This window comes from Cupriavidus sp. SIMBA_020 (genome assembly GCF_046535395.1).
Classification (GTDB): Bacteria; Pseudomonadota; Gammaproteobacteria; order Burkholderiales; family Burkholderiaceae; genus Cupriavidus; species Cupriavidus campinensis.
Map to the genome: position 1 here is coordinate 101,981 of NZ_JAWRWU010000003.1, position 21,272 is coordinate 123,252.

The window sequence follows — 21,272 nt, forward strand, 5'->3', positions numbered from 1 at the left end:
TCAGCGGCGCGTCCCCCGCAATCCCCATCTGCTGGCTCACGCCACGCGTGTGTGCGTGACGGCCACCACCTTCGCCCATCGCGCCATTTCCGCCTGCAGGAACTGCGCGAACTGGGCGGCGCTGTTCCCCACCGGTACCAGACCTTCCCCCTGCAAGCGCTTGCGCATGGCCGGCGCCGCCACGGCAGCGCGGACTGCCGTCTCCAGCTCCCGCACCAGATCCGGCGGCATGCCGGCCGGGCCGAGCAGCCCATACCACGAGCTGTAGTCGAAGCCCGGCACGAGATCGGCAATCGGGGCGAGGTCCGGGAACGCCGGCAGCCGCTGCGGGCTGCTTACGCCGAGCCCCTTGAGCTTGCCGGCCGCCAGCAGCGGCTGCACCGTGGCCACGTTGCCGAGCAGCAGGTCGGCCTGGCTGCCCACCACATCGGCCACGGCCGGGCCGGCGCCCTTGTACGGCACGCTGACGATGTCGATGCCAGCCTCGTGCTTGAGCATCTCTCCCGCCAGATGGTTGGCGCTGCCCACGCCAGCCACGGCGATGCTCAGCTTGCCCGGCTTGGCCTTCGCCAGCGCCACCAGCTCGCGCAGGTTGGTGACGCCAAGGTCCGGGCGCGACACCAGGATCAGCGGCGAACTGGCGATCAGCGAGATCGGCGTGAAGTCCTTGATGGCGTCGAACGGCTTCTTCTCGAACAGCGCCGGATTGATGGCGTGGCTGGTGTAGCTCAGCAGCAGCGTGCCGCCATCGGGGTCCGCCTTGGCCACGGCAATGGCCGCGATATTGCCGGCCGCGCCGCCCCGGTTCTCGACGATAAAGGGATGCCTGAGCCGCTGCTCCAGCTCCGCCGAGAGCGAGCGCGCGACGATGTCGGTACCGCCGCCCGGCGTGGCGCCGACGAGGACTTTCGTGACGGCCGGCGCCGCGCGCGCCAGACCCGGGGGCAGGATCAGCGCCGCCGACAGCAGCGCGAGGAAATCGCGTCGTTCCATGGTTGTCTCCGTTTTTATCTTTGTATTTTTTGTGGGGCGATGCTGGCGCCTAGGCCGTGGCGGGCCGGGTGGCCGGCGCCCATGGCATCAGCGGCATGCCCAGCGCGGCGGCCTGGCGGCGCTCGTAGGCGTCAAACGCGGCGCTGCGCGCGCTGCCGCGCAGGCCACCGCGCACCGCGCCCGCGCGGACGTCGGTGAAGTAGTCGGCCCACTCATCGGGCAGCGGCTGGGCCCCCGGCACGGCCAGCCAGAGCCGCAGCAGGTGGCGCTTGCGGTCGAACTCCTCGTAGTCCTCGAAGTTCGTGCGCGAATGCACGGTGACGTAGTTGTTCAGCAGTTGCAGGTCGCCCTGCTCCAGCTGCATCGAGAAGCACAGGCTCGGGTCGGTCAGCAGGGTGTCCAGTTCGTCAAGGGCGGCTTCCTGGGCCGGCGTCAGGCGCGGCACATCGTCGAAGTCGCGCTGGGCGGCCACCACGTTCTTGCGATTGGTGCGCATGGCGAACGCCCACGGATGGTTGCCGAGGATGGTGCAGGCATAGTGCGGCGGCTGGGAGGGGGCCTGCGCGCCCTGGTAGCTGTAGTGGAACGGGGTGTGGAGCACGGCTTCGAGGTCCGGGCGGCGGCGCAGCATGGCGTCCCGCAGGGCGATCGAGCTGACCACCTTGCTCGCGCCGCCGGTACGGGCGGCGCGGCGGCACAGCAGGCCCACCACGTCGCAGGAATCGGTGTGGAAGTCGAGGCCGGCGTTGGTGTTGTAGCCCCGGCCGTTCTTGCTCTTGTAGGCGGCGCCCACGTCGCGCACATCGTTCATGAAGTCGCTGGCGCGGTTCTGCGTGCGGGCCACGCCCATGTGCAGGCCCATGCCCCAGTAGGCGAGGCGGGTCTCGTCCTCGGTCCAGCGGTGCACGGGAAAGCCTTTGACCAGGCACATGCCCCAGCGGCCCTGCGTGGTGTCGATGGCGCGGGCCAGCGCGTCACGCGCGGCGGCATCGAGCGGGAAGTCATCGGCGGTCATCTCCAGCAGCGGCTTGTCCAGCGCGCTGGCGTGGTGCAGGGCGGCGTCGAAGCTGGCGATCTCGGCGGCGGAGAGGCGCTGGATCCAGGAGGTGTCGCGGTCGGCATCGGCGGCCAGCCACGCGGTGGGGCGATAGGGGGGGTGATCTGGGTGATCAGTAGGGTGATCGGCAGTCATGGGGGCGGTGTCTCGGAGTCTTATGGAAGGGACGTCGGATGCGGGCGCCGGCGGAGCGCCTTGCATGACGTCGTGCAGCCAGTCTAAGCTTCCGCACAGCTAAGAAAAAGTGACGTTCCTTGACGTCGCTGATAAGGAAAACTGATGAAGCTGGAGACCTTCGCCACCCTTGCCGCCGTGATCGAGGAGGGCTCGTTCGCGGCGGCTGCCGCCACGATGCACCTCACGCCGAGCGCGGTCAGCATGCAGATGAAGCAGCTGGAGCAGTACGTCGGCCAGCCCCTGTTCGACCGTTCCGGCCTGCAGGTGCGGCCCACAGCCGTAGCGCACGAGGTGGCCGCCGCCATGGAGGGCGGGCTGCGCTACCTCCATGCGCTGCGGCGCCGGGTGTCCGTGGCCGTGGAGGGCTCGGTCCGGCTCGGGGTGATCGAGTCGATCCAGCCGGTGCTGCTGCCGGGCACGCTGCGCCACCTGCGCGACCACTATCCCAAGCTGCGCGTGCGGCCGGTACGCGGGCGCAGCGCCGGGCTGCTGGATCTGGTCAAGGCGGGGCAGCTCGATGCGGCGGTGGTGGCCCGGCCCGAAGCCGGCCGCGTGGCGAGCCTGCGCTGGCATCCTGTGGGCACGCGGGAGATGGTGCTGATCGCCCCGCCGGACGTGGGGGAGGCCAGCGCAGCCGATCTGCTCGCCCGCTACGACTGGATCCGCTACGACCGCGCCACCGTCACCGGCGCCATGGCGGCGCGGTACGTGCACGGGGTGATGCCGGAGAAACGCAGTGCGATGGAGTTCGACAGCGTGATCGCCATCGTCGCCATGGTCAGCGCGGGGCTGGGCGTCTCCGTGGTGCAGCTGATGGACCCGACGGTCTGCGACCGCTATCCCGTGCGGCGCGTGCGGCTGGGGGCCGACGCGCCGACGCTGCAGATCTCGCTGGTGTCGCGCAAGGCCGACGAGGACAGCCGGGTGCTGCAGGCGCTCACCGAGGCCGTGGAGCGCACTTTGCTACCCGGCGTCCGCTAGGCATCCACTAGGCATCCACGATGACCTCGAAGCCGCCGAAGATCATGCGCTGGCCGTCGAACGGCATCGGGTCCATGCCCTCCTTGAGCCGTTCGTCCGCCATCGCGGCGGCCATGCCCTTGTCGCGCGCCTCGCGCGAGGGCCACAGGATCCACGAAAACACCACCGTCTCGTCGTCCTTGCGCTGGACGGCCATGGTGAACGAGGTGACCTTGCCTTCCGGCACATCGTCGCCCCAGCATTCCACCACTTTCAGCGCGCCGTGTTCCTTGAACACGGTAGACGCCTTCTGCGCCACTTGCCGGTAGGTTTCCCGATTGGCCGTCTTCACGGCCAGCACGAATCCGTCGATGTATGCCATGGCACTCGCTCCGCTGGGTCCTGGGCTTATCACCATAGACCATCGGCGTAACGTGTGACGAATGGGGCCTATTTGGGCGATGCAGCGCCGCCGCAGCCGGCAAGGAGCGCCAGCAGGGCGTCCAGCCCCACCGGCTTCACGAGGTGGGCGTCGAAGCCATGCGCGCGGGTGCGGTCGCGGTCGGCGGCCTGGCCCCAGCCGGTCAGCGCCACCAGCGTCACCGGTCGATCGGGCCAGGTCTGGCGGATGCGGGTGGCCACCTCGTAGCCATCCATTGAAGGCATGCCGAGGTCCAGCAGCACCACGTCCGGCCACCATTGGGCGAGGGACTCCAGCGCGCTCGCGCCATCGTAGGCCACCGTCGCGGTCGCGCCGTACATGTCCAGCAGCATCGCCACGCTGTCGGCGGCGTCGCGGTTGTCATCCACTACCAGCACGCGCACCGGGTTGGGCAGGGAGCCGGGTCGGCTTTTCGCGTCGTCGGCCGCGGCGGGGGCGTCGCTGGCCGGCAGGGTGACGGTGAAGGTGCTGCCCAGCCCCGGGCCGGGGCTGGCGGCCTGGACGTCGCCGCCATGCATCTGCGCCAGCTTGCGCGCGGTGGCGAGCCCGATGCCGAGCCCGCCCTGCGAGCGCGGCGCGTTCTTGTCGAACTGACCGAACAGCGCGAAGAGCCGCCCCAGATGCCCGGGCGGGATGCCGATGCCGGTGTCGGTCACGGCGGCGTGGATGCCGGCGGCATCGCGCCACGCGTGCACGTCGATGCGGCCGCCCGGATCGGTGTAGCGCACCGCGTTGGCCAGCAGGTTGCCGAGGATCTGCGCCAGCCGCACCGCGTCGCCGTGCACCGGCAGCGGGCCGTCGGCGGGCTGCAGCGTCAGCACGTGGCCCGCCTGGATGGCGGCGGGGCGGGCGGCTTCCACGGCATTGCGCAGCACGTCGGCGAAGTCGAGCGCTTCATGCTTCAGCTCGATCACGCCGCGCGTGATGCGCGAGACCTCCATCAGTTCGTCGATCAGCCGCATCATGTGCTCCACCTGGCGGTCGAGCATGGCCTGGAGGCGCGGCGCGTCCACCCGGGCGGCATCGGCGCGCTGGAGCTGGAGCGCGTTGTGGATGGTGGCCAGCGGGTTGCGCAGCTCGTGCGCCAGCGTGGCGAGGAATTCGTCCTTGCGCGCGTCGGCCTCGCGCAGGATGGCCTCGGCCTGCTTGCGCACGGTGATGTCGAGTGCCGTACCCAGCACGCTGGCCTGGTGCCGCCTGCGCCCCTCGCCCTCGAACTCGACCTGCCCGTTGGCCGCGTGCCAGTGCTCGCTGCCGTCGGGCCAGAGGATGCGGTAGTCCACCTCGAAGCCGCCGCCGCCGCTTTCGTCGGCCGTGGCGATGGCGGTTTCCACGGCCTGCAGCAGCCGGGGCCGGTCATCGGGGTGCACGCGTTGCAGGGTCTCGGCCAGTGGCATGACTTCGGCCTCGCCGCCGCCGCGCAACTCGCGCATGCGCGCATCCATATAGACCAGCCCGGTTTCGGTGTCCTGCCGGAAGGTGCCGAGCCGGGCGATGGCCACGGCCAGCTGCGCCTGGGTTTCGGTCTTGCGCAGCGCCGCCTCGGCCTCGCGCCGGGCGGTGATGTCGCGGAACAGCACGCCGACCAGCGGGCGGACGCCATCGCCCACGCGGAAGGCGTGCACCTCGAACCAGCGGTCCAGCGCGCGCGCCTGCTCGACGAAGTGGCGCGGATGGCCGCGCAGCGCCACCTCGCCATAGATCTCGAACCAGTGGGCCTCGTGCCCGGGTGCGAGGTCGCGCATATTGCGGCCCTGCGCCTGATGCAGCCCGGTCTGGGCCTCGAACACGTGGTTGACCGTGACAAAGCGGTAGTCGATTGCCCGGTCGCCGTCGAAAATCACCTCGATGATGCAGAACGCCTGGTCGAGCGCGTCCGCCAGCGCGTGGAAGGCGGCGCTGTCGAGTCCGGCGGCGGCGAGGGAGTGCGGGGATTCCTGCACGATGTGGCTTGTGTGGTGGTCAATGCAAAACGGCCAGGTCCACGCGGTTGCGCGGGCCCGGCCGTTCTGGCGGTTCCGCCCCGGGTGCCGGGGCGGAGGGGGCGGTCATCAGCCCTTCACGGCCTCCAGGGCCGCGTTGAGCGTCTTGCTCGGGCGCATCACGGCATCCAGCTTGTCGAAGTCAGGCATGTAGTAGCCGCCGATGTCGGCCGGCTTGCCCTGCACGTCCGACAGCTCGCCAACAATGGTCTTCTCGTTGTCGGTCAGCGTCTTGGCCAGCGGTGCGAAGGTCTTGGCCAGTTCGGCGTCGTCCTTCTGCGCGGCCAGTTCCTGGGCCCAGTACATGGCCAGGTAGAACTGGCTGCCGCGGTTGTCGAGCTGGCCGGTCTTTGGCGACGGGCTCTTGTTGTTGTCGAGCAGCTTGCCCGTGGCGGCGTCCAGCGTCTTGGCCAGCACCTTGGCGCGGACGTTGCCGGACTTGATGCCCAGCTCTTCCAGCGACACGGCCAGGGCCAGGAACTCGCCCAGCGAATCCCAGCGCAGGTGGTTCTCTTCCACCAGCTGGGCCACGTGCTTCGGTGCCGAACCGCCGGCGCCGGTCTCGTACAGGCCGCCACCAGCCATCAGCGGCACGATCGACAGCATCTTGGCGCTGGTGCCCAGTTCCATGATCGGGAACAGGTCGGTCAGGTAGTCGCGCAGGATGTTGCCGGTCACCGAGATGGTGTCCAGGCCGCGGATCACGCGTTCCAGCGTGTAGCGCATGGCGCGCACCTGCGACATGATCTGGATGTCCAGGCCGTTGGTGTCGTAGTCCTTCAGGTAGGTTTCCACCTTCTTGATCAGCTCGGCCTCGTGCGGACGGTACGGGTCCAGCCAGAACACGGCCGGCGTGCCCGAGTTGCGGGCGCGCGTCACGGCCAGCTTCACCCAGTCACGGATCGGGGCGTCCTTGACCTGGCACATGCGCCAGATATCGCCCTGCTCGACCTTCTGCGTCAGCGCCGACAGCACTTCATTGGTGGCGTTGTCGACGATGCGGGCCTCGCCGTCTTCCGGAATCTCGAACGTCTTGTCATGCGAGCCGTACTCTTCGGCCTTCTGGGCCATCAGGCCGACGTTCGGCACCGTGCCCATCGTCACCGGGTCGAAGGCGCCGTTGGTCTTGCAGAAGTTGATGATTTCCTGGTAGATCCGGGCGAAGGTCGATTCCGGGATCAGGCACTTGGTGTCCTTGGTGCGGCCGTCGGCGCCCCACATCTTGCCGCCGATACGGATCATGGCCGGCATCGAGGCATCGACGATCACGTCGTTCGGTGCGTGCAGGTTCGAGATGCCCTTGGCCGAGTCCACCATCGCCAGTTCCGGGCGATGCTCGTGGCAGGCGTGCATGTCGCGGATGACTTCTTCGCGCTTCGACTCCGGCAGCGCCTCGATCTTGGTGTACAGGTCCACCAGGCCGTTGTTCACGTTCACGCCCAGTTCGTCGAACAGCTTCTGGTGCTTGGCGAAGGCGTCCTTGTAGAAGACCTTCACGGCGTGGCCGAACACGATCGGGTGCGACACCTTCATCATGGTTGCCTTCACGTGCAGGCTCAGCATGACGCCGGTCTTGCGCGCGTCTTCCATCTGTTCTTCGTAGAAGGCCAGCAGGGCCTTCTTGCTCATGAACATGCTGTCGATGACTTCGCCGTCCAGCAGGGCCACCTTCGGCTTCAGGACAATGGTCTTGCCGCTCTTGGTGACCAGTTCCATGCGCACTTCACGGGCGCGGTCCAGCGTGATCGACTTTTCGCCGTGGTAGAAGTCGCCATGCTTCATGTGCGCCACGTGGGTGCGCGAAGCCATGCTCCACTCGCCCATGCTGTGCGGGTGCTTGCGGGCGAAGTTCTTCACGGCGGCCGGCGCGCGGCGGTCGGAGTTGCCTTCGCGCAGCACGGGGTTCACGGCGCTGCCCAGGCACTTGGAGTAGCGCTTCTGGATGGCCTTTTCCTCGTCGTTCTTCGGATCTTCCGGGTAGTCGGGGATCTTGTAGCCCTTCGACTGGAGTTCCTTGATGGCGCTGACCAGCTGGAACAGCGAGGCGCTGATGTTCGGCAGCTTGATGATGTTGGTATCCGGCAGCAGCGTCAGGCGGCCCAGTTCGGCCAGGTTGTCCGGCACGCGCTGGTCTTCGGTCAGGAATTCGGGGAATTCGCCCAGGATGCGGGCCGCCACCGAGATGTCGCTGGTTTCGACGTTCACGCCAGCCGGGGCGGCGAACGTGCGGATGATGGGCAGGAAGGCACTGGTCGCCAGCAGCGGAGCTTCGTCGGTCAGGGTGTAGATGATGGTTGGCTGCTGGGTACTCATTGCTTATCTCGCATCAAGAATCAGGTTGGAAAATGCCCCGGGTGGGTCACAGCCGGGGGCAAGACCCGAATTTTGCCTTATTTTTGGTGTCGGGAGGGGCGAACCATTGCGGTTTTTGCGCGGATGTATGCAAAGGCATTCAGATGTCGAAGTTGTTTGTGTCATCCATCATGCCGACAAATCCGGCAATTGTCGGTTATCTACCGCCAAATGGCCGATTGGCGGCTAGGTGTGGAAGCCTTGCGGCGCCGGGTCGGCGCCGGAGCGCTCCACGGCGGCGATGACCTGCGCGCCGAACAGCAGCAGCGTGGCGGCGATCTCCAGGCTCAGCAGCACCACGATGGCCGTGGTCAGGGAGCCGTACACCCGCCCCACCTGGGACAGCGTGGCGAAATACCAGACCAGCACGTGGCGGGACACCTCCCAGAGCACGCAGGCGAACACCGCCCCCACCAGTGCATGGCGCACCGAGAGCCGGCCTACCGGCATGACGAGGTAGATCGAGGTCAGCAGCAGGATCTCGCCAGCCAGCCCGAGCAGGTAGAGCAGGGTGCCGGACAGGCGGTCCAGCGACCAGTCATGGCCGAGCACCTCCAGGTGCCGCTCGCCGATGGTCTGGAGCCCGCCCGCCACCAGTGTCACCACCAGCAGCCCCACGCTGAGCACGAGGATGTAGCAATAGGGCAGGATGGCCGAGACCAGGAAATGGCGCCGCCGGATGGCCACGCGATGGATGAAGATGACCGACATGGCGTTCTCGAGCACGGTGAAGGCCAGCGAACTGAAGAAGATCATCGTCACCAGCAGCACCCAGCCGAGGGCGGGGTGCTCCATGAAGCGCGCCAGTTCTGCCACCAGCGCGCGTGACTGCCCCGGGAGCAGCCATTCCAGGTAGCGCGCCAGCGTATCGAGCAGCCGGGCCGGGTCGATCACGTGCGACAGGCCAATCAGCATCAGGATCAGCAACGGCACGATCGACAGCAGCGCGTAGTACGCCACCGCCCCGGCCAGCAGCAGGCCCTGGTTGGCGCGGAATTCCCGGAGCGTGGTCAGGATGAAGCGGCCGGGGTGTTGAAGGACGTGCCGGATGCGGGTGTCGAGGATGGGCATGGGAGGCAAGGAGGCGTCACAGACCAATGTGGCCCCAATGTGGCCCATCAGCGGTGCCCCGGCAAGGCGAGTTTGTCCGACACGGCGGCCGGTGCTGTACAGATGTGGCCGAAAGCCATGCGCATCTGTATCCACTCGACGAGGGCACCCGTTCCTATAATGGCCCGATCCCCCGAAGTCGCCCTTTTTGAAGGAAATCCGACATGCTCGACTGGCACGACCTGGCCTTCTTTGCCCTGGCCGCCCTTGTCCTGGTGCTGACCCCGGGGCCGAACATGATCTATTGCGTGTCCCGCGCGCTGTGCCAGGGCCGGGCGGCTGGGCTGGTCTCGCTGGCGGGCGTGCTGCTCGGGTTTGTGGTCCACCTGATGGCCGCCGCGCTGGGGCTGACCGCGCTACTGATGGCGGTGCCGTTCGCCTTCGATGCCATCCGGCTGGCCGGCGCGGCCTATCTGCTCTGGCTGGCCTGGCAGGCGGTGCGCCCCGGCGGCGCGGCGCCGTTCCAGGCCCGCGCGCTGCCGGCCGATCCGCCGCGCAAGCTGTTCAGCATGGGCTTTGTCACCAATCTGCTGAATCCCAAGGTGGCGATGTTCTACCTGTCGTTCTTCCCGCAGTTCCTGCATCCCGAGCAGGGCTCCGTGCTGTGGCAGAGCCTGCAACTGGGCGCGGTGCAGATCGGCGTCAGCGGTGCGGTGAACTTCCTGCTGGTGATGGGGGCGTCCGGGATTACCGCGTTCCTGTCGCGCAGCGAGCGATGGCTGCGCGCGCAGCGCTATGTGATGGGAACGGTACTCGGCGCGCTGGCCATGCGCATCGCGCTGACGGACCGGAAGTAACCCGGCTCAGCGCGTGGCGTAGGGAAAGTGATGCTGCGCCGCCATCTGGGACAGATGGTCGCGCAGATGGCCCAGCTCGGCCGACAGCTGCAGGGTCAGGAACGCAAACGAACTATGGCCGATGGACGGATCGTCCGGGTGCGGCGCTGGCAGGGTGATGTTCTGGCGGACCATGGTCTCGTCGCCGGCTTCCAGCGCGCTGGCCATCTCCAGCAGCAGGTCGCGGATGCAGTGCTCCTCTCCGCAGGCATCCATGCTCTCGGGCGGAATCGTCGCCAGCATCTCCAGCGCGCTGATGCACACCCGCGCGCAGTGCTGGACTTCCTCCAGATCCGCCGGCGGCGTGCCGGTTTCCTTCGCCACCGAGGGGATCAGGCTGCGCAGCTGCACCAGCGGCGGGCCCAGCTTCATCATGGCCTGCTGGCGCTCGCTCTCATCCGCAAAACCCCGTTCGATCTTGGCGTGGACGGCCGCGCAGGCGCGTAGCAGCCCGGCGAGCTTGAAACGCCACGAATACGACGCATAGGCCGGCAGCGCGAACGAGAAGACCAGCGCGATGGCCGTGCCGATCATGACATCGACGGTGCGCCAGAGCGCGTCATAGACGTTCTGGTCGCCGTGGCCGGCCGTGATGACCACCGTAATGCCGGCCAGCAGCGCGATATATCCCCCCTTGCCGACCGCATGGTAGGCCGCATACCCGCACGCCACGGCGATCAGCAGGTAGGTCAGCAGCGGAATACGGAAGTAGCTTTCCTGGAGGATCAGGAACAGGCCAACGAAGGCGCCGATCAGCGTGCCCACCCCGCGCTCGGCGGCGCGGCGGCGGATATTGCCGTGATGCTGGAGCCCGCCAATGACCACGAGCACCGTGATCGAGGCCCATTCGCCATGCGGCACGTTGATGCCGGTGGTCAGCGCGATGGAGACCAGCAGGGCCAGCGCCACGCGCGTGGCGTGGAAGATGCGGGCCTGGCGGAATCGGCGATCGGGGTCGAACAGCGCGCTTGTTGTATTTCGCAGGGCCTCGAGCATGGGGGCGATCACCTTTCGGGGGGGGCCGGGACGCTTGTAGTGTATAGAGCCCGGCGCACGATCCGCAACATGGGCCGCCGGTTCCTTAACACCGCACGCTCCTGGCTGCCATCTCGAGTCATGCAGATCTCATTGAAGTATATCTAAGCGCACTTTCGAACTTGTCATATTCGATGATGCGGGCCTTTCGCCGCATTGTGCTTGCTGCGCCGTGCGGCAAGCCGGCGCATACCGCCGCCCAGCCTTCATCCTGTATCGACCGCTCCGATATGCGCGAGCCATCGCCGCTGCCGTCCCGTACCGTCTCTGTCCGCTGCGCCGGTCTGCCCACGCTGATGGGTACACCGGCGCTGGTGTTTTCGCGGCTGTCCGGCACGGAGCGGCTGTGCGAGCTGTTCGAATACGAAGTGGAACTGAAAACCCCCGACGCGCGGCACGCGCCGTCCGGCCCGGCGGCGAACCTCGACACGCACGCGCTGCGCGGCCAGGAACTGACGGTTGCGATTGAACTCGACGGCAGCGGCGCCGGGCCATCTGGCCGCATCGGCGCGGGCACGCGGGAGATCACGGGGCTGATTACCGGCGTGCGCGGCCCGATCCCGCAGGGTCGGCAGATCGCTTACTGCCTGACGCTGCGCCCGTGGCTCTGGCTGGCCACGCTGACGACGGACTACCGCGTCTTTCAGCAACAAACCGTGGTCGAGATCCTCGACGCGCTGCTCTGCGCCTACGCCTTCCCCGTGGAATGGCGCGTCGACGCGGCGCGCTATCCCAGCCGTGAATACCAGGTGCAGTACGGCGAGAGCGACTTCGATTTTTTCCAGCGCCTGACCCAGGAATGGGGCATCTCCTGGCACATCGCGCACAGCGACGGCAAGCACCGGCTGGTGCTGACCGATGCCAACAGTGCGTTCGCGCCGTACAGCAGCGCCGCCTACCACACCATTCGCTGGCAGCGCAGCGCGGACCGCATCGACGAGGAATGCCTGCACGCGTTCGTGCTGCACGACCGCCTCGTGTCCGGCCAATGGGCCAGTTCCGACTACGATTTCGTCAAGCCAGGCGCGGATCTCGCGGTGCGCTCGGCGGCGCCACTCGACACCGCGCATGCCGAGGCAGAGGTCTATGACTATCCAGGCGATCATGGCCAGCCCGCCACCGACAACGACCCGTGGCGTGAAGGCGGCCATGTCGCCGGGCTGCGGATGGAGGCCCTCCGCCAGCACGGCAGCCGGGCGAGCGGACGGGGCCACGTGCGCGCCATGGTGCCAGGGTGCACGTTCAAGCTGAGCCATTTCGTCCAGGACAGGGCAAATCGCGAGTACCTGATCCTCGGCGCCGATCTGGAGATCGAGGATGTGCCCGAAGCGTCGGGCATCGGCCAGCAGTGGCGTTGCGAGGTCGCCTTCACGGCGCAGCCGACGAACGTGCTGTTCCGGCCCGAGCGGACGCAGCCCAAGCCGCGCGCCAGTGGCCCGCAGACCGCCACGGTGGTAGGGCCGGAGGGCGAGGAGACGTGGACTGACGCGTATGGGCGCATCCGTATCCAGATGCATTGGGACCGGATCGGCCAGCGCAACGCCAACAGCTCATGCTGGGTGCGGGTGTCTTCGGCGTGGCAGGGCAATCGCTTCGGGGCGGTGCACGTGCCGCGCATCGGCCAGGAGGTGGTGGTCGAGCACCTGAATGGCGATCCCGATTGTCCCATCGTCACCGGCCGCGTACCGAACCGCCTCAATATGCCGCAGTGGCCCCTGCCGGCGCAGCACGCGCTGTCCGGCTTTGTCAGCAAGGAATTGCATGGCGAGCGCGCCAACGCCTTTGTCCAGGACGATACCCAGGGAGAAATCCAGACCCAGTTGCAGAGCGACCATCAGACCTCATGGCTTGGCCTCGGCTTCTTGACGCGCGTGCTGCACGGCGCCGGGCGCAAGGACAAGCGGGGCGAGGGTTTCGAGCTGCGCACGGACGGCCAGGGCGTAGTGCGCGCCCACGGCATGCTGCTGACCACCGAGCGACGTGCCAACGCCAGCGCGCATCACAAGGACCTGGGCGAGACCGTGGAGCGGCTGGCGGTGGCCCGTGCACAGCAGGAAACGCTGGCCGCGCTGGCGCAGCAGCACGCGGCGCAGGACGCGGCCGACCAGGCCGAAGTGGCCAGCGCCATCCAGCAGCAGAACGACGACATCCACGGCACAGGGGTCGCCAACGCGGATGCCGGCAGCTTTCCCGAACTGGCCGCGCCGCACCTTGTGCTTGCCAGCCCGGCCGGCATCGAGGCCACCACGGCGCGCTCCACGCATCTTGCTTCGGGCGAGCATCTGGCGCTCACCAGCGGCGGGCATACCAGCCTGGCCGTGGGCAAGCGGCTGCTGGCCAGCGCGAGCCGGGGCGTGCGGATCTTTATCCAGAGCATGGGGTGGCGGCTGGTGGCGGCCGGCGGCGACATCGACCTGCGCGCGCTGCGCGACAGCATCAACCTGCTGGCCCGGATCGGGATCACGGCCACCGCCGACCGGATCACGCTGTCGGCCCGGCAGCAGCTCGTCATCAGCGGCGGCGGCAGCAGTACCACTTATGACGCGGGCGGCATCACGCATCGCACCGGCGCCGCGTATGTCATTCGCACCGCCAGCTATGCCCTGATCACGGCACAGCGCGGTGCCGCGGCGTTCCCGCCGCCGCGCAAGCCCGGGCAAGGCAATCTCGAACTGTTCAACCACTACGCCAACCGCACCGGCATCGGTGGGGAGTTCCGCGTGGAGGACGCGTTGGGCAAGGCCGTGACCGGCCGCTTGAACGCCAAGGGCTTCGCGGCCGTCGGCGGGCTTGCACCGGGCCCTGCCACGGTGCGCTTTGGCAAGGACCCCGCCGATACCTGGGTCGAGGCCAGTCATGTCGGCCAGCCGACATGGTCGCCGCGCGCGGCAGGGCAGGCGGGCGCCAGCGCGATGGCCGACAGCGCCGCCGGGTTTGTCGCCGGGCAGGTGCTCGCTGCCGCCAGCCGGGCCAGCGAGACCAGCCAGGCACTGCAGTTCGCGCAACAGCTCACCACGGCGGTCAAGGGCATTCCCGATGGGCTTGCGGCATTCGGCCTGTCCGGCGCCCAGGCGCTGCTGGGCCAGGCGATGCCGATCGCGATGCCGACGTCGATGGCGGTGCCGGCGTTGGCCAAGGCCGTATCGCATCCCGCCCGGCCTTCGATGACCACGCCGGGATTTGTCTCCTGATTCCCGCCGAAACCCTCCATCGCCATCACGCCCAGCCATGTCCCAACCGACGCCTTCACCTGCTCCGCGCCCGCCCGAGACAGTAGTGGCCCCGCTCAATACCATCGCCGTGGAGGATGTGGGCCGGGGTGCCGCGCAGGTCGATGCGTGGCTGCGGCAGGCCAGTGGCGGGCTGGTGACGCTGGCGCGCATCCAGGCCGTGGCCGGCGGCTTGCCCGTGGTGGGCAACATCATGGCACTGGTCGATGCGCTCAACGACATCTTCGCGCTGATGCGCAGCCGCTCGCGCGATGTGTTCGACTGGGCCAGCCTGGGGATTAACCTGATCGGCGTCCTGCCGTTGCCACCGGGCATGGCAGCGGCACGCATGAGCCTGCGGCCCACGCTCGCACTGGTTCGTCAGGAACTGCGCCACGCCGCCACGGCTGCTCTCGGAGATGGGTTGATCGAGGTGCTGGTCGGGCATTTGAACGCCACCATCATCGGCGAGCTTGACGATTTTGTGCAGCAGGCGCAGGCGAAGCTGGGCAGCATCCTGGAAGATGCCGGCGCCCTGGGCGAGAGGCTGCTGGGCGAGATTGCCGGCGGGATGGAAGCCGTCGCGCTGGGCCGGCTCGACGCCGCCGGCAACGCGCGGTCGGCCCGCACGCAAGCCGGCGTTGCGGCGGAGCAGTTGCTGAACGATCCCCGGGCGGCCATCGGCAATATCTTTGGTGCGGTGTGGGATGCCCACAAGGCGTCGGGCAAGGCGGTGGCCAACACGGCGGTGCGGCTCGCGATGCCCGAGAAGATGCGGCAGCAGGTGGCCGCCAGCGCGGGCGCCCTGCGCGAGATGGGCCCGACGCTGCGGGCGCAACTGGCGAAGTTGGCTGATCCGCGGGCCGCGCACAGCCTCGGCTGGCTGCTGGCGATACTTGCCCAGGCGGTGGCGCGCTGGCGCCAGAAGCGGCGCGCCGGCCAGAGCGCCAATGTCCATCCGAAGTACACCAGCGAGGCACGGCAACGCGCGCAGGATGGCGAACTGGGCGCCATCGGCCGTCAGGCGCCAGCACGGGGCAGCCCCGGCTGCCGAAACTGCCCGGCACCCTCCGGCAGCCGGCGCAGCATCAGCTTCGCCACCGGCGACGAGACGCTGTCGCACACCGATTTCATCCTGCCGGGACAGTTGCCGCTTGCCTGGACGCGTACCTACCGCTCGAGCCTCGCCGCCTACGACACCGGTGTATCGAACCCATGCGGCGCGCGCTGGATCACCCCGTACACCACCCGCTTCGATCAGGTGTCCAAGGGCGTGGTGTATCACGCCGGCGATGGCCGCAGCCATGCATATCCGCTCCCCGAGATTGGCAAGTTCCACCACGATCCGATCGAGAACATCACGCTTGTGCGGGTGTCGGAGAACGCGCTGACGCTCGCCCGGGGTTTCGAAGCTCAGGAGACCTACCGCCGCCACGGGCAGCGTTTCCGCCTGACCGGCATCAAGCTGCGCAGCGGCGCGGGCGTGGCGCTGCACTATGACCATCGCGTTCACGGCGACACCGTGCTGTCGGATGTGATCGCCTATCAAGGTACGGCGACGATGGCCCACATCGGCGTCCGCCCCGACGCGGCCGGGCGCATTGCCGAACTGTGGCAGATCGCCGACGGCCAGCTTGTGCGGCAGCTCTCGCGCTATACCTACGACGGCGCGGGCGATCTCGTGATGGCGCAGGACGAGAACGCCGCCCACTGGGACTACACCTACCGGCATCACCTGCTCACGCGCTACACGGACCGCACCGGACGCGGCACGAACCTGCAGTGGCACGGCGACGGCCCCAATGCCCGGGCGGTGCGCGAATGGGCCGATGACGGCAGTTTCGACATCCGCCTGGCGTGGGACCCCGACATCCGCGTGACCTGCGTGACCGACGCGCTCGGCCACGAAACCTCGCATTACTACGACATCCTCGGCTACACCTATCGGATCCGGCATCCCGACGGACGATCCGAATGGTTCTTCCGCGACGACGCCAAGAATGTTGTGCGGCATGTGCGTACGGACGGTGCCGTGGACAGGTTCGCCTACGATGGGCGCGGCAACCTGCTCGAGCACCTGCGCCCGGACGGCAGCGCGGTGCACTACGCCTGGGACGACGGCGACCAACTCATCGGCATCCGGGATGCCGAGGGCGGGCTGTGGCAGCGCCGCCATGACGACCGCGGCAATCTGATCGAGGAGACTGACCCGCTCGGACACAAGACGGAATATGCCTACAGCCAGACCGGCTTGCTGGTAGAAATACTCGACGCACGGGGCGGGAAGAAGCAGTTGGCCTACACCACCTCGGGGCAACTCGCCAGCTATACCGATTGCTCGGCCAAGACCAGCACCTGGCAGTATGGCGCGCGCGGCGAGCTGGTGACATTCACGAATGCGGCAGGCGAGGCGACCCAGTACCAGTACGAGGCCGGGCAACTGGCCAGCGTCAGCCACCCCGATGGGCGCGCGGAATACTTCGAGCGCGACGCTGAAGGCCGGCTGCTGGCGTACACCGATGCGCTGCACCGGCGTACCACCTGGCACTACAGCGAGGCCGGCCTGATAGCAGGGCGCACCGATGCGGCGGGCCGCACGCTCGGCTACCAGTGGGACAAGCTCGGACGGCTCATTACACTCGTCAACGAGAACGACGCCAGGACCGAGTTCCACTACGACCCGGTAGGGCGCCTGCTCGAGGAAACCGGCTTCGACGGCAAGACGACGCGCCACCACCATGACCCCGCTACGGGCAGGCTGACAAGAAGCGTCGATGCCGGGCAACTGCAGACGACGTACGCATTCGATGCAGCCGGTCGCCTGATCCGCCGCGAGGCGGGCCAGCTGGATCGACAAGGCCAGGTCAGGCACAGCCAGGCCGAGACGTTCGCCTATGACGGCGACGGCCGCATGATCCTGGCCGAGAACGCGGACAGCCGCCTGCAATGGTTCCACGACGCCGCGGGCAATGTGGTGCGCGAACATCAGCACTACCGGTGCCTGGAGCAGCCGCTGGTGGCGGTCTGGCGGCACGAGTTAGACGCGCTGCACCAGCGCATCGCCACGATCCGTCCGGACGGACACCGCGTGGCCGCGCTGACTTACGGCGCGGGGCACGTGCACGGCGTGATGCTGGATGACCGCGAACTGGTCCATCTGGAGCGCGACGACCTGCACCGGGAGGTGCTTCGCACGCAGGGCAACCGGCTCGCCCATGCGCAGGCCTACGATCCGGCGGGGCGCCTGGTGGAACAGACGCTATCCCACATCGAGGGCGCCCGGGCGGGCCATCGCTTGCTGCACCGCCAGTACCAGTACGACGCGGTCGGGCAGCTATCGGGTATCCGCGACATGCGGCGCGGCACGCTGCGATATCGCTATGACCCAGTGGGCCGGCTGCTCGCTGCGCACAGCGCACTGGGCAGCGAAACGTTCGCCTTCGACCCGGCCGGCAACCTGCTCGACGATCCCGATACGCGCTTGTATGAGGCTACTCCGGCACATGGACGACGGGCCACCGATAGTCGCCTGACCGGCCGCCCGAGGCTGGTGGACAACCTGCTCCGGCAATACGCCGGCACCCAATATCAATGGGACGAACGCGGCAACCTCATCGGACGTCTGGACCATGGCGTGGCGGCCTCCTTCACGTGGGATGCTTTCAATCGGCTGGCCGGCTATCGCCAAGCGGACCTGTCAGTGCAGTACATCTACGACGCGCTGGGGCGTAGGCTCGTCAAGTCGTCCTCCGCCCAGGGCGTCACGCTCTATGGCTGGGACGGCGACCAACTGGCGTGGGAAAGCCGGCCGGACCGCAGCACGCACTATCTGTACGAGCCCGGCACCTTCATACCGCTGGCCCAGGCTGTGCGCCATGACGCCATCGCCCTGCATCGCCAGCCCGACTACGCGGGCGACTACGACATCGATGAGGATCCGCTGTGGACCGAGGACATCGCCCCCCGGCCGTTCGACGCCATCGCCTGGTACCAATGCGATCACCTCGGCACACCGCAGGAGTTGACCGACGAGACCGGCGAGATTGCATGGTCTGCCCAGTACAAGGCATGGGGCGCCGCGCGCGAGGTCATCACCGAAGCGGCGCGCAAGGCAGGCATTGCCAACCCACTGCGCTTCCAGGGCCAGTATTACGACCCCGAGACAGGGCTGCATTACAACCGGCACCGGTACTATGATCCGGTAAGCGGGCGGTTTGTGAGCAAGGACCCGATTGGGCTGGAAGGCGGGATTAATGCCTACGCGTATGCACCGAATCCGGTGCAGTATCTCGATCCCCTCGGACTTTCAGCCCTTGAAAAGACAACAACTTTCTACCATGCAGGGGATATTAAAGGGGGAATTGATCCTGCAAGGAGTCGCGCAAATCTGGATTTTAACCCCGCAGGAAAAAGAGGATTTTATGTGACGACAGATAGGGCGCAAGCAGAGGATTGGCGTTCAAAAAAGCGCCCAACCATTACCACGTTTGCCGTTCCGGATGCGGAATTACAGAAATTGAATATAAAAGTATTCGATTTTGCAGACTCGGAGTGGGCTGATTTTGTCACGCGAGGCCGTAAGGGTACGCTTTCTCATGGGTACGATGCGGTAAGCGGGCCTATGGTTAAAAACCCACTAGCAGTAAAAGAGAGTGGTGCTTATCCGAAAAGTAGTGGCTGCCAGATGGCAGTTTTTTCCGCAAAGGCGATTTCAATATTTAATGCATCCATGAGGGAGGATTGTTAGTCATGATGGACGAAGGAAGGATTGTCGATGGTATTCGAATCATTAATGACAAGAACCCGAGGGAAGTCGTTATTTTCAACTTTCATACGTGGGTGGAGATTATCGCGGGACTTATGGTCAAGTATGGTGGAAAAAATGAGGTCGAAGCCAAGACCATTCTTCTTGAGTCGCCCTTAGTAGAAAACGCCCTGAAAAACTATATGGCTGTAGTTTTACGTGCCCATGAGGTAGATTATCATTGGGCGATGCTCTATGCCCATGGGGAGGGATATTGGTTGAGGGGAATCGACACAAACGAACCGGAAGGCTATAAAGAATGGGATGCCCAGTACAGAAAAGACCGCAACCTCAAAGCCGAAAGCTTCGAATTTGACGATGATGCACCAACCTAGCATTGCTGATGCAGATTTTCCGCGAAGGGGATCTTGATTTTCGACAAAGCCAACAGGAGGACTGCTAGGATGGACGAACGCAAAATTGTCGATGGCATCGTCATCATCGATGACCACGATCCCCGGCAAGGCGTCGTTTTTAATTTTCGAACCTGGGTGTCAATCATAAAGGCAATCATGGTTAGATATTCGGAAAAGAGCGAGTACGAGGCCGAAAAAATAATTATGGATTCTTGGCTCGTAAAGAGGGCTCTAGAGGATTATATGGCCATTGTCGTACGGGCACATGAACTCGATTATCATTGGGCTATGATACTCGTTCATGGGGAGCGCTATTGGCACAGGGGGATAAGTGAGATCGAGCCAGATGATTTCTGGGAGTGGGAGGCGGAATATAAAAGGGATCACAACCTGAAACAGGAGAGCTTCATTTTCAGACATCCACCAAAAAATCCCCCCGTGACGCAACACCCCTGCTAGGCGAAGGCGTATCGTCGAAACGCGTCGCAAGACGCGCTGGGCCCACTCTGGCCAAAGCCGACACTTTCCCGACGACGGATCCTTAGTTCTCGTCTGCGAAACCGCCGACATTACCCGATACTCATCACCACGAGGCAGGCAATAGCGATGTAAACAGGCGCCATGCCAGTGTCCGAAGATCACCGTATTTTCCGCTTGGAGCGGGGGGCTGCGCTTGATATTAAAGGTAGTCAAGCCTACAGATGAAGTGCGTCGGCTTTTTTACGCGTGGGCGTAAAGCTTTCGCATGGATATGATGCAGTAAGTGGCCTCTTGGTAAAAAATCCCGGTGCCGTAAAAAATGGTGCGCACCCTGTGGCTAAAGGGTGTCAGTTTGCAATTTCCTCGGCGAAAGCCGGTGAGATGTTCACACAAAATCGGGGAGGGTTAGTGCGATGGATGAAGACAGGATCGTGGACAGCATCTTGGTTGTTGATGATGAGGATCCAGGGGGATGTCATTTTCATACCTGGGTCTCGATCATGGAGGCAATCATAGCGAGATATGCATTCAAAACAGAGGCTGAGGCGAAATGTCTGGTGCGCTCCTCATTTGGTGGGGCTCTGAATGGTCATATGGCTATTGTTATGCGTTCGCGCGACCTTGAATATCATTGGGCGATGCTGTTGGCGCATGGTCCGCAATCTGGATGAGGGTATCGACTCGCGTGAGCCCGAAGGTTTTTGGGGTTGGGAAAAGCAATACAGAAAAGAGCATAACCTGCAGGACCGGAGCTTTGTGACAGTGACGAATCGCCGGAGTAGCGTAACAGGCGAGAAATTGCAAATAACGAGAGTGATGAGCTAGCAATGGATGAAAGCAAAATTGTCGATGGTATCGTCATCGTTAACGACCGCGATCCCAGAGAAAGTGTTGTTTTCAATTTTCGTTCCTGGGTGGCTATAATTAGGGCCATCATGGTGAAATATGCGGGGAAAACGGAAGACGAGGCCGACGCCATACTAATGAATTCCTGGCTTGTGGAAGAAGCTTTGGATGACTATATGGCCATAGTCGTACGCGCTCATGACCTCGACTATCACTGGGCCATGATATTAGCGCACGGTGAGTGTTATTGGTGGAGAGGTATCGACTCCAGGGAGCCGGAAGGCTTTTGGGAGTGGGAGGAGCAGTACAGGGTGGACCACAACCTGGAATCGGATGACTTTATTTTTAGTGATGAGGAGCCAGCGCCTCCGATCGCAACCGATGCGAAATAGGGCGGAGCGCCCCTCACGCGCCAGCCCGCCCACGCCCACATCCCTACGACGGATCCTTAGTTCGCGTCCGCGAAACCGCCGACATCACTCCAATTCCCAGTACCACCAAGCAGGCAATACCGATATAAACCGGAGCCAACCCAGCGATGCTGAGGCCCCAGGCGATGCCGCCGACAAGCAGCATGAGCCCGATGAGATAGAGCGCGAAGGACATGAGTGACACCTCCCAGACAGAAAGTGG

16 protein-coding genes are annotated in these 21,272 nt (G+C 65.5%); 8 read left to right on the forward strand and 8 right to left on the reverse strand.

Annotation, left to right across the window (positions count from 1 at the left end; genetic code table 11):
• Nucleotides 1-36: 36 nt before the first annotated feature.
• Together SB751_RS07365 and SB751_RS07370 are read right to left on the reverse strand one after the other, a co-directional pair.
• A complete protein-coding gene (locus SB751_RS07365) occupies nucleotides 37-993 on the reverse strand; it encodes a tripartite tricarboxylate transporter substrate-binding protein (RefSeq protein WP_144199894.1) in 957 nt (318 codons plus the stop codon).
• A 49-nt stretch (nucleotides 994-1,042) separates the two neighbouring features.
• On the reverse strand, nucleotides 1,043-2,185 hold the full coding sequence (locus SB751_RS07370; RefSeq protein ID WP_211943262.1) for a TauD/TfdA family dioxygenase: 1,143 nt from the start codon (nucleotides 2,183-2,185) through the stop codon (nucleotides 1,043-1,045).
• A 144-nt stretch (nucleotides 2,186-2,329) separates the two neighbouring features.
• Here SB751_RS07370 and SB751_RS07375 point away from each other — a divergent pair, with 144 nt between their 5' ends.
• Complete coding sequence (locus tag SB751_RS07375; protein ID WP_410747899.1) at nucleotides 2,330-3,208, forward strand: LysR family transcriptional regulator; 879 nt, start codon at nucleotides 2,330-2,332, stop codon at nucleotides 3,206-3,208.
• A 7-nt stretch (nucleotides 3,209-3,215) separates the two neighbouring features.
• On the opposite strand, the gene SB751_RS07380 is transcribed toward SB751_RS07375, so the two are convergent.
• The 4 genes from SB751_RS07380 to SB751_RS07395 all read right to left on the reverse strand — a co-directional run bounded on the left by SB751_RS07380 (nucleotide 3,216) and on the right by SB751_RS07395 (nucleotide 9,034).
• The gene (locus SB751_RS07380; RefSeq protein ID WP_144199900.1) at nucleotides 3,216-3,569 is read right to left on the reverse strand and encodes a DUF1428 domain-containing protein; all 354 of its coding nucleotides are present in this window, start codon (nucleotides 3,567-3,569) and stop codon (nucleotides 3,216-3,218) included.
• A 68-nt stretch (nucleotides 3,570-3,637) separates the two neighbouring features.
• On the reverse strand, nucleotides 3,638-5,572 hold the full coding sequence (locus tag SB751_RS07385; protein WP_144199902.1) for an ATP-binding protein: 1,935 nt from the start codon (nucleotides 5,570-5,572) through the stop codon (nucleotides 3,638-3,640).
• A 108-nt stretch (nucleotides 5,573-5,680) separates the two neighbouring features.
• Nucleotides 5,681-7,924: an NADP-dependent isocitrate dehydrogenase gene (locus SB751_RS07390; protein ID WP_144199904.1), complete on the reverse strand. Its 2,244-nt coding sequence runs from the start codon at nucleotides 7,922-7,924 to the stop codon at nucleotides 5,681-5,683.
• Nucleotides 7,925-8,149: 225 nt separating this feature from the next.
• On the reverse strand, nucleotides 8,150-9,034 hold the full coding sequence (locus tag SB751_RS07395) for a YihY/virulence factor BrkB family protein (protein ID WP_144199906.1): 885 nt from the start codon (nucleotides 9,032-9,034) through the stop codon (nucleotides 8,150-8,152).
• Between the two features lie 203 nt (nucleotides 9,035-9,237).
• On the opposite strand from SB751_RS07395, the gene SB751_RS07400 reads away from it, so the two are divergent.
• Nucleotides 9,238-9,870: a LysE family translocator gene (locus SB751_RS07400; protein WP_149138697.1), complete on the forward strand. Its 633-nt coding sequence runs from the start codon at nucleotides 9,238-9,240 to the stop codon at nucleotides 9,868-9,870.
• 6 nt (nucleotides 9,871-9,876) lie between these two features.
• Here the strand turns inward: SB751_RS07400 and SB751_RS07405 are convergent, their stop codons facing one another.
• On the reverse strand, nucleotides 9,877-10,905 hold the full coding sequence (locus tag SB751_RS07405) for an FUSC family protein (protein ID WP_144199910.1): 1,029 nt from the start codon (nucleotides 10,903-10,905) through the stop codon (nucleotides 9,877-9,879).
• A gap of 173 nt (nucleotides 10,906-11,078) precedes the next feature.
• On the opposite strand from SB751_RS07405, the gene SB751_RS07410 reads away from it, so the two are divergent.
• The 6 genes from SB751_RS07410 to SB751_RS07435 all read left to right on the forward strand — a co-directional run bounded on the left by SB751_RS07410 (nucleotide 11,079) and on the right by SB751_RS07435 (nucleotide 21,031).
• Complete coding sequence (locus SB751_RS07410; protein WP_410747900.1) at nucleotides 11,079-14,135, forward strand: type VI secretion system Vgr family protein; 3,057 nt, start codon at nucleotides 11,079-11,081, stop codon at nucleotides 14,133-14,135.
• 85 nt (nucleotides 14,136-14,220) lie between these two features.
• On the forward strand, nucleotides 14,221-18,900 hold the full coding sequence (locus SB751_RS07415) for an RHS repeat-associated core domain-containing protein (RefSeq protein WP_410747901.1): 4,680 nt from the start codon (nucleotides 14,221-14,223) through the stop codon (nucleotides 18,898-18,900).
• Between the two features lie 2 nt (nucleotides 18,901-18,902).
• Nucleotides 18,903-19,292 carry a hypothetical protein gene (locus SB751_RS07420; protein WP_222104633.1) on the forward strand — a complete coding sequence of 130 codons (390 nt, stop codon included), beginning with the start codon at nucleotides 18,903-18,905 and terminating at the stop codon, nucleotides 19,290-19,292.
• A gap of 69 nt (nucleotides 19,293-19,361) precedes the next feature.
• On the forward strand, nucleotides 19,362-19,772 hold the full coding sequence (locus tag SB751_RS07425; protein ID WP_410747902.1) for a hypothetical protein: 411 nt from the start codon (nucleotides 19,362-19,364) through the stop codon (nucleotides 19,770-19,772).
• A gap of 452 nt (nucleotides 19,773-20,224) precedes the next feature.
• Nucleotides 20,225-20,464 carry a hypothetical protein gene (locus SB751_RS07430; RefSeq protein ID WP_250025746.1) on the forward strand — a complete coding sequence of 80 codons (240 nt, stop codon included), beginning with the start codon at nucleotides 20,225-20,227 and terminating at the stop codon, nucleotides 20,462-20,464.
• A gap of 156 nt (nucleotides 20,465-20,620) precedes the next feature.
• The gene (locus SB751_RS07435) at nucleotides 20,621-21,031 is read left to right on the forward strand and encodes a hypothetical protein (protein ID WP_250025747.1); all 411 of its coding nucleotides are present in this window, start codon (nucleotides 20,621-20,623) and stop codon (nucleotides 21,029-21,031) included.
• Between the two features lie 43 nt (nucleotides 21,032-21,074).
• Here the strand turns inward: SB751_RS07435 and SB751_RS07440 are convergent, their stop codons facing one another.
• Nucleotides 21,075-21,245 carry a hypothetical protein gene (locus SB751_RS07440; protein WP_177219943.1) on the reverse strand — a complete coding sequence of 57 codons (171 nt, stop codon included), beginning with the start codon at nucleotides 21,243-21,245 and terminating at the stop codon, nucleotides 21,075-21,077.
• Nucleotides 21,246-21,272: the final 27 nt, after the last annotated feature.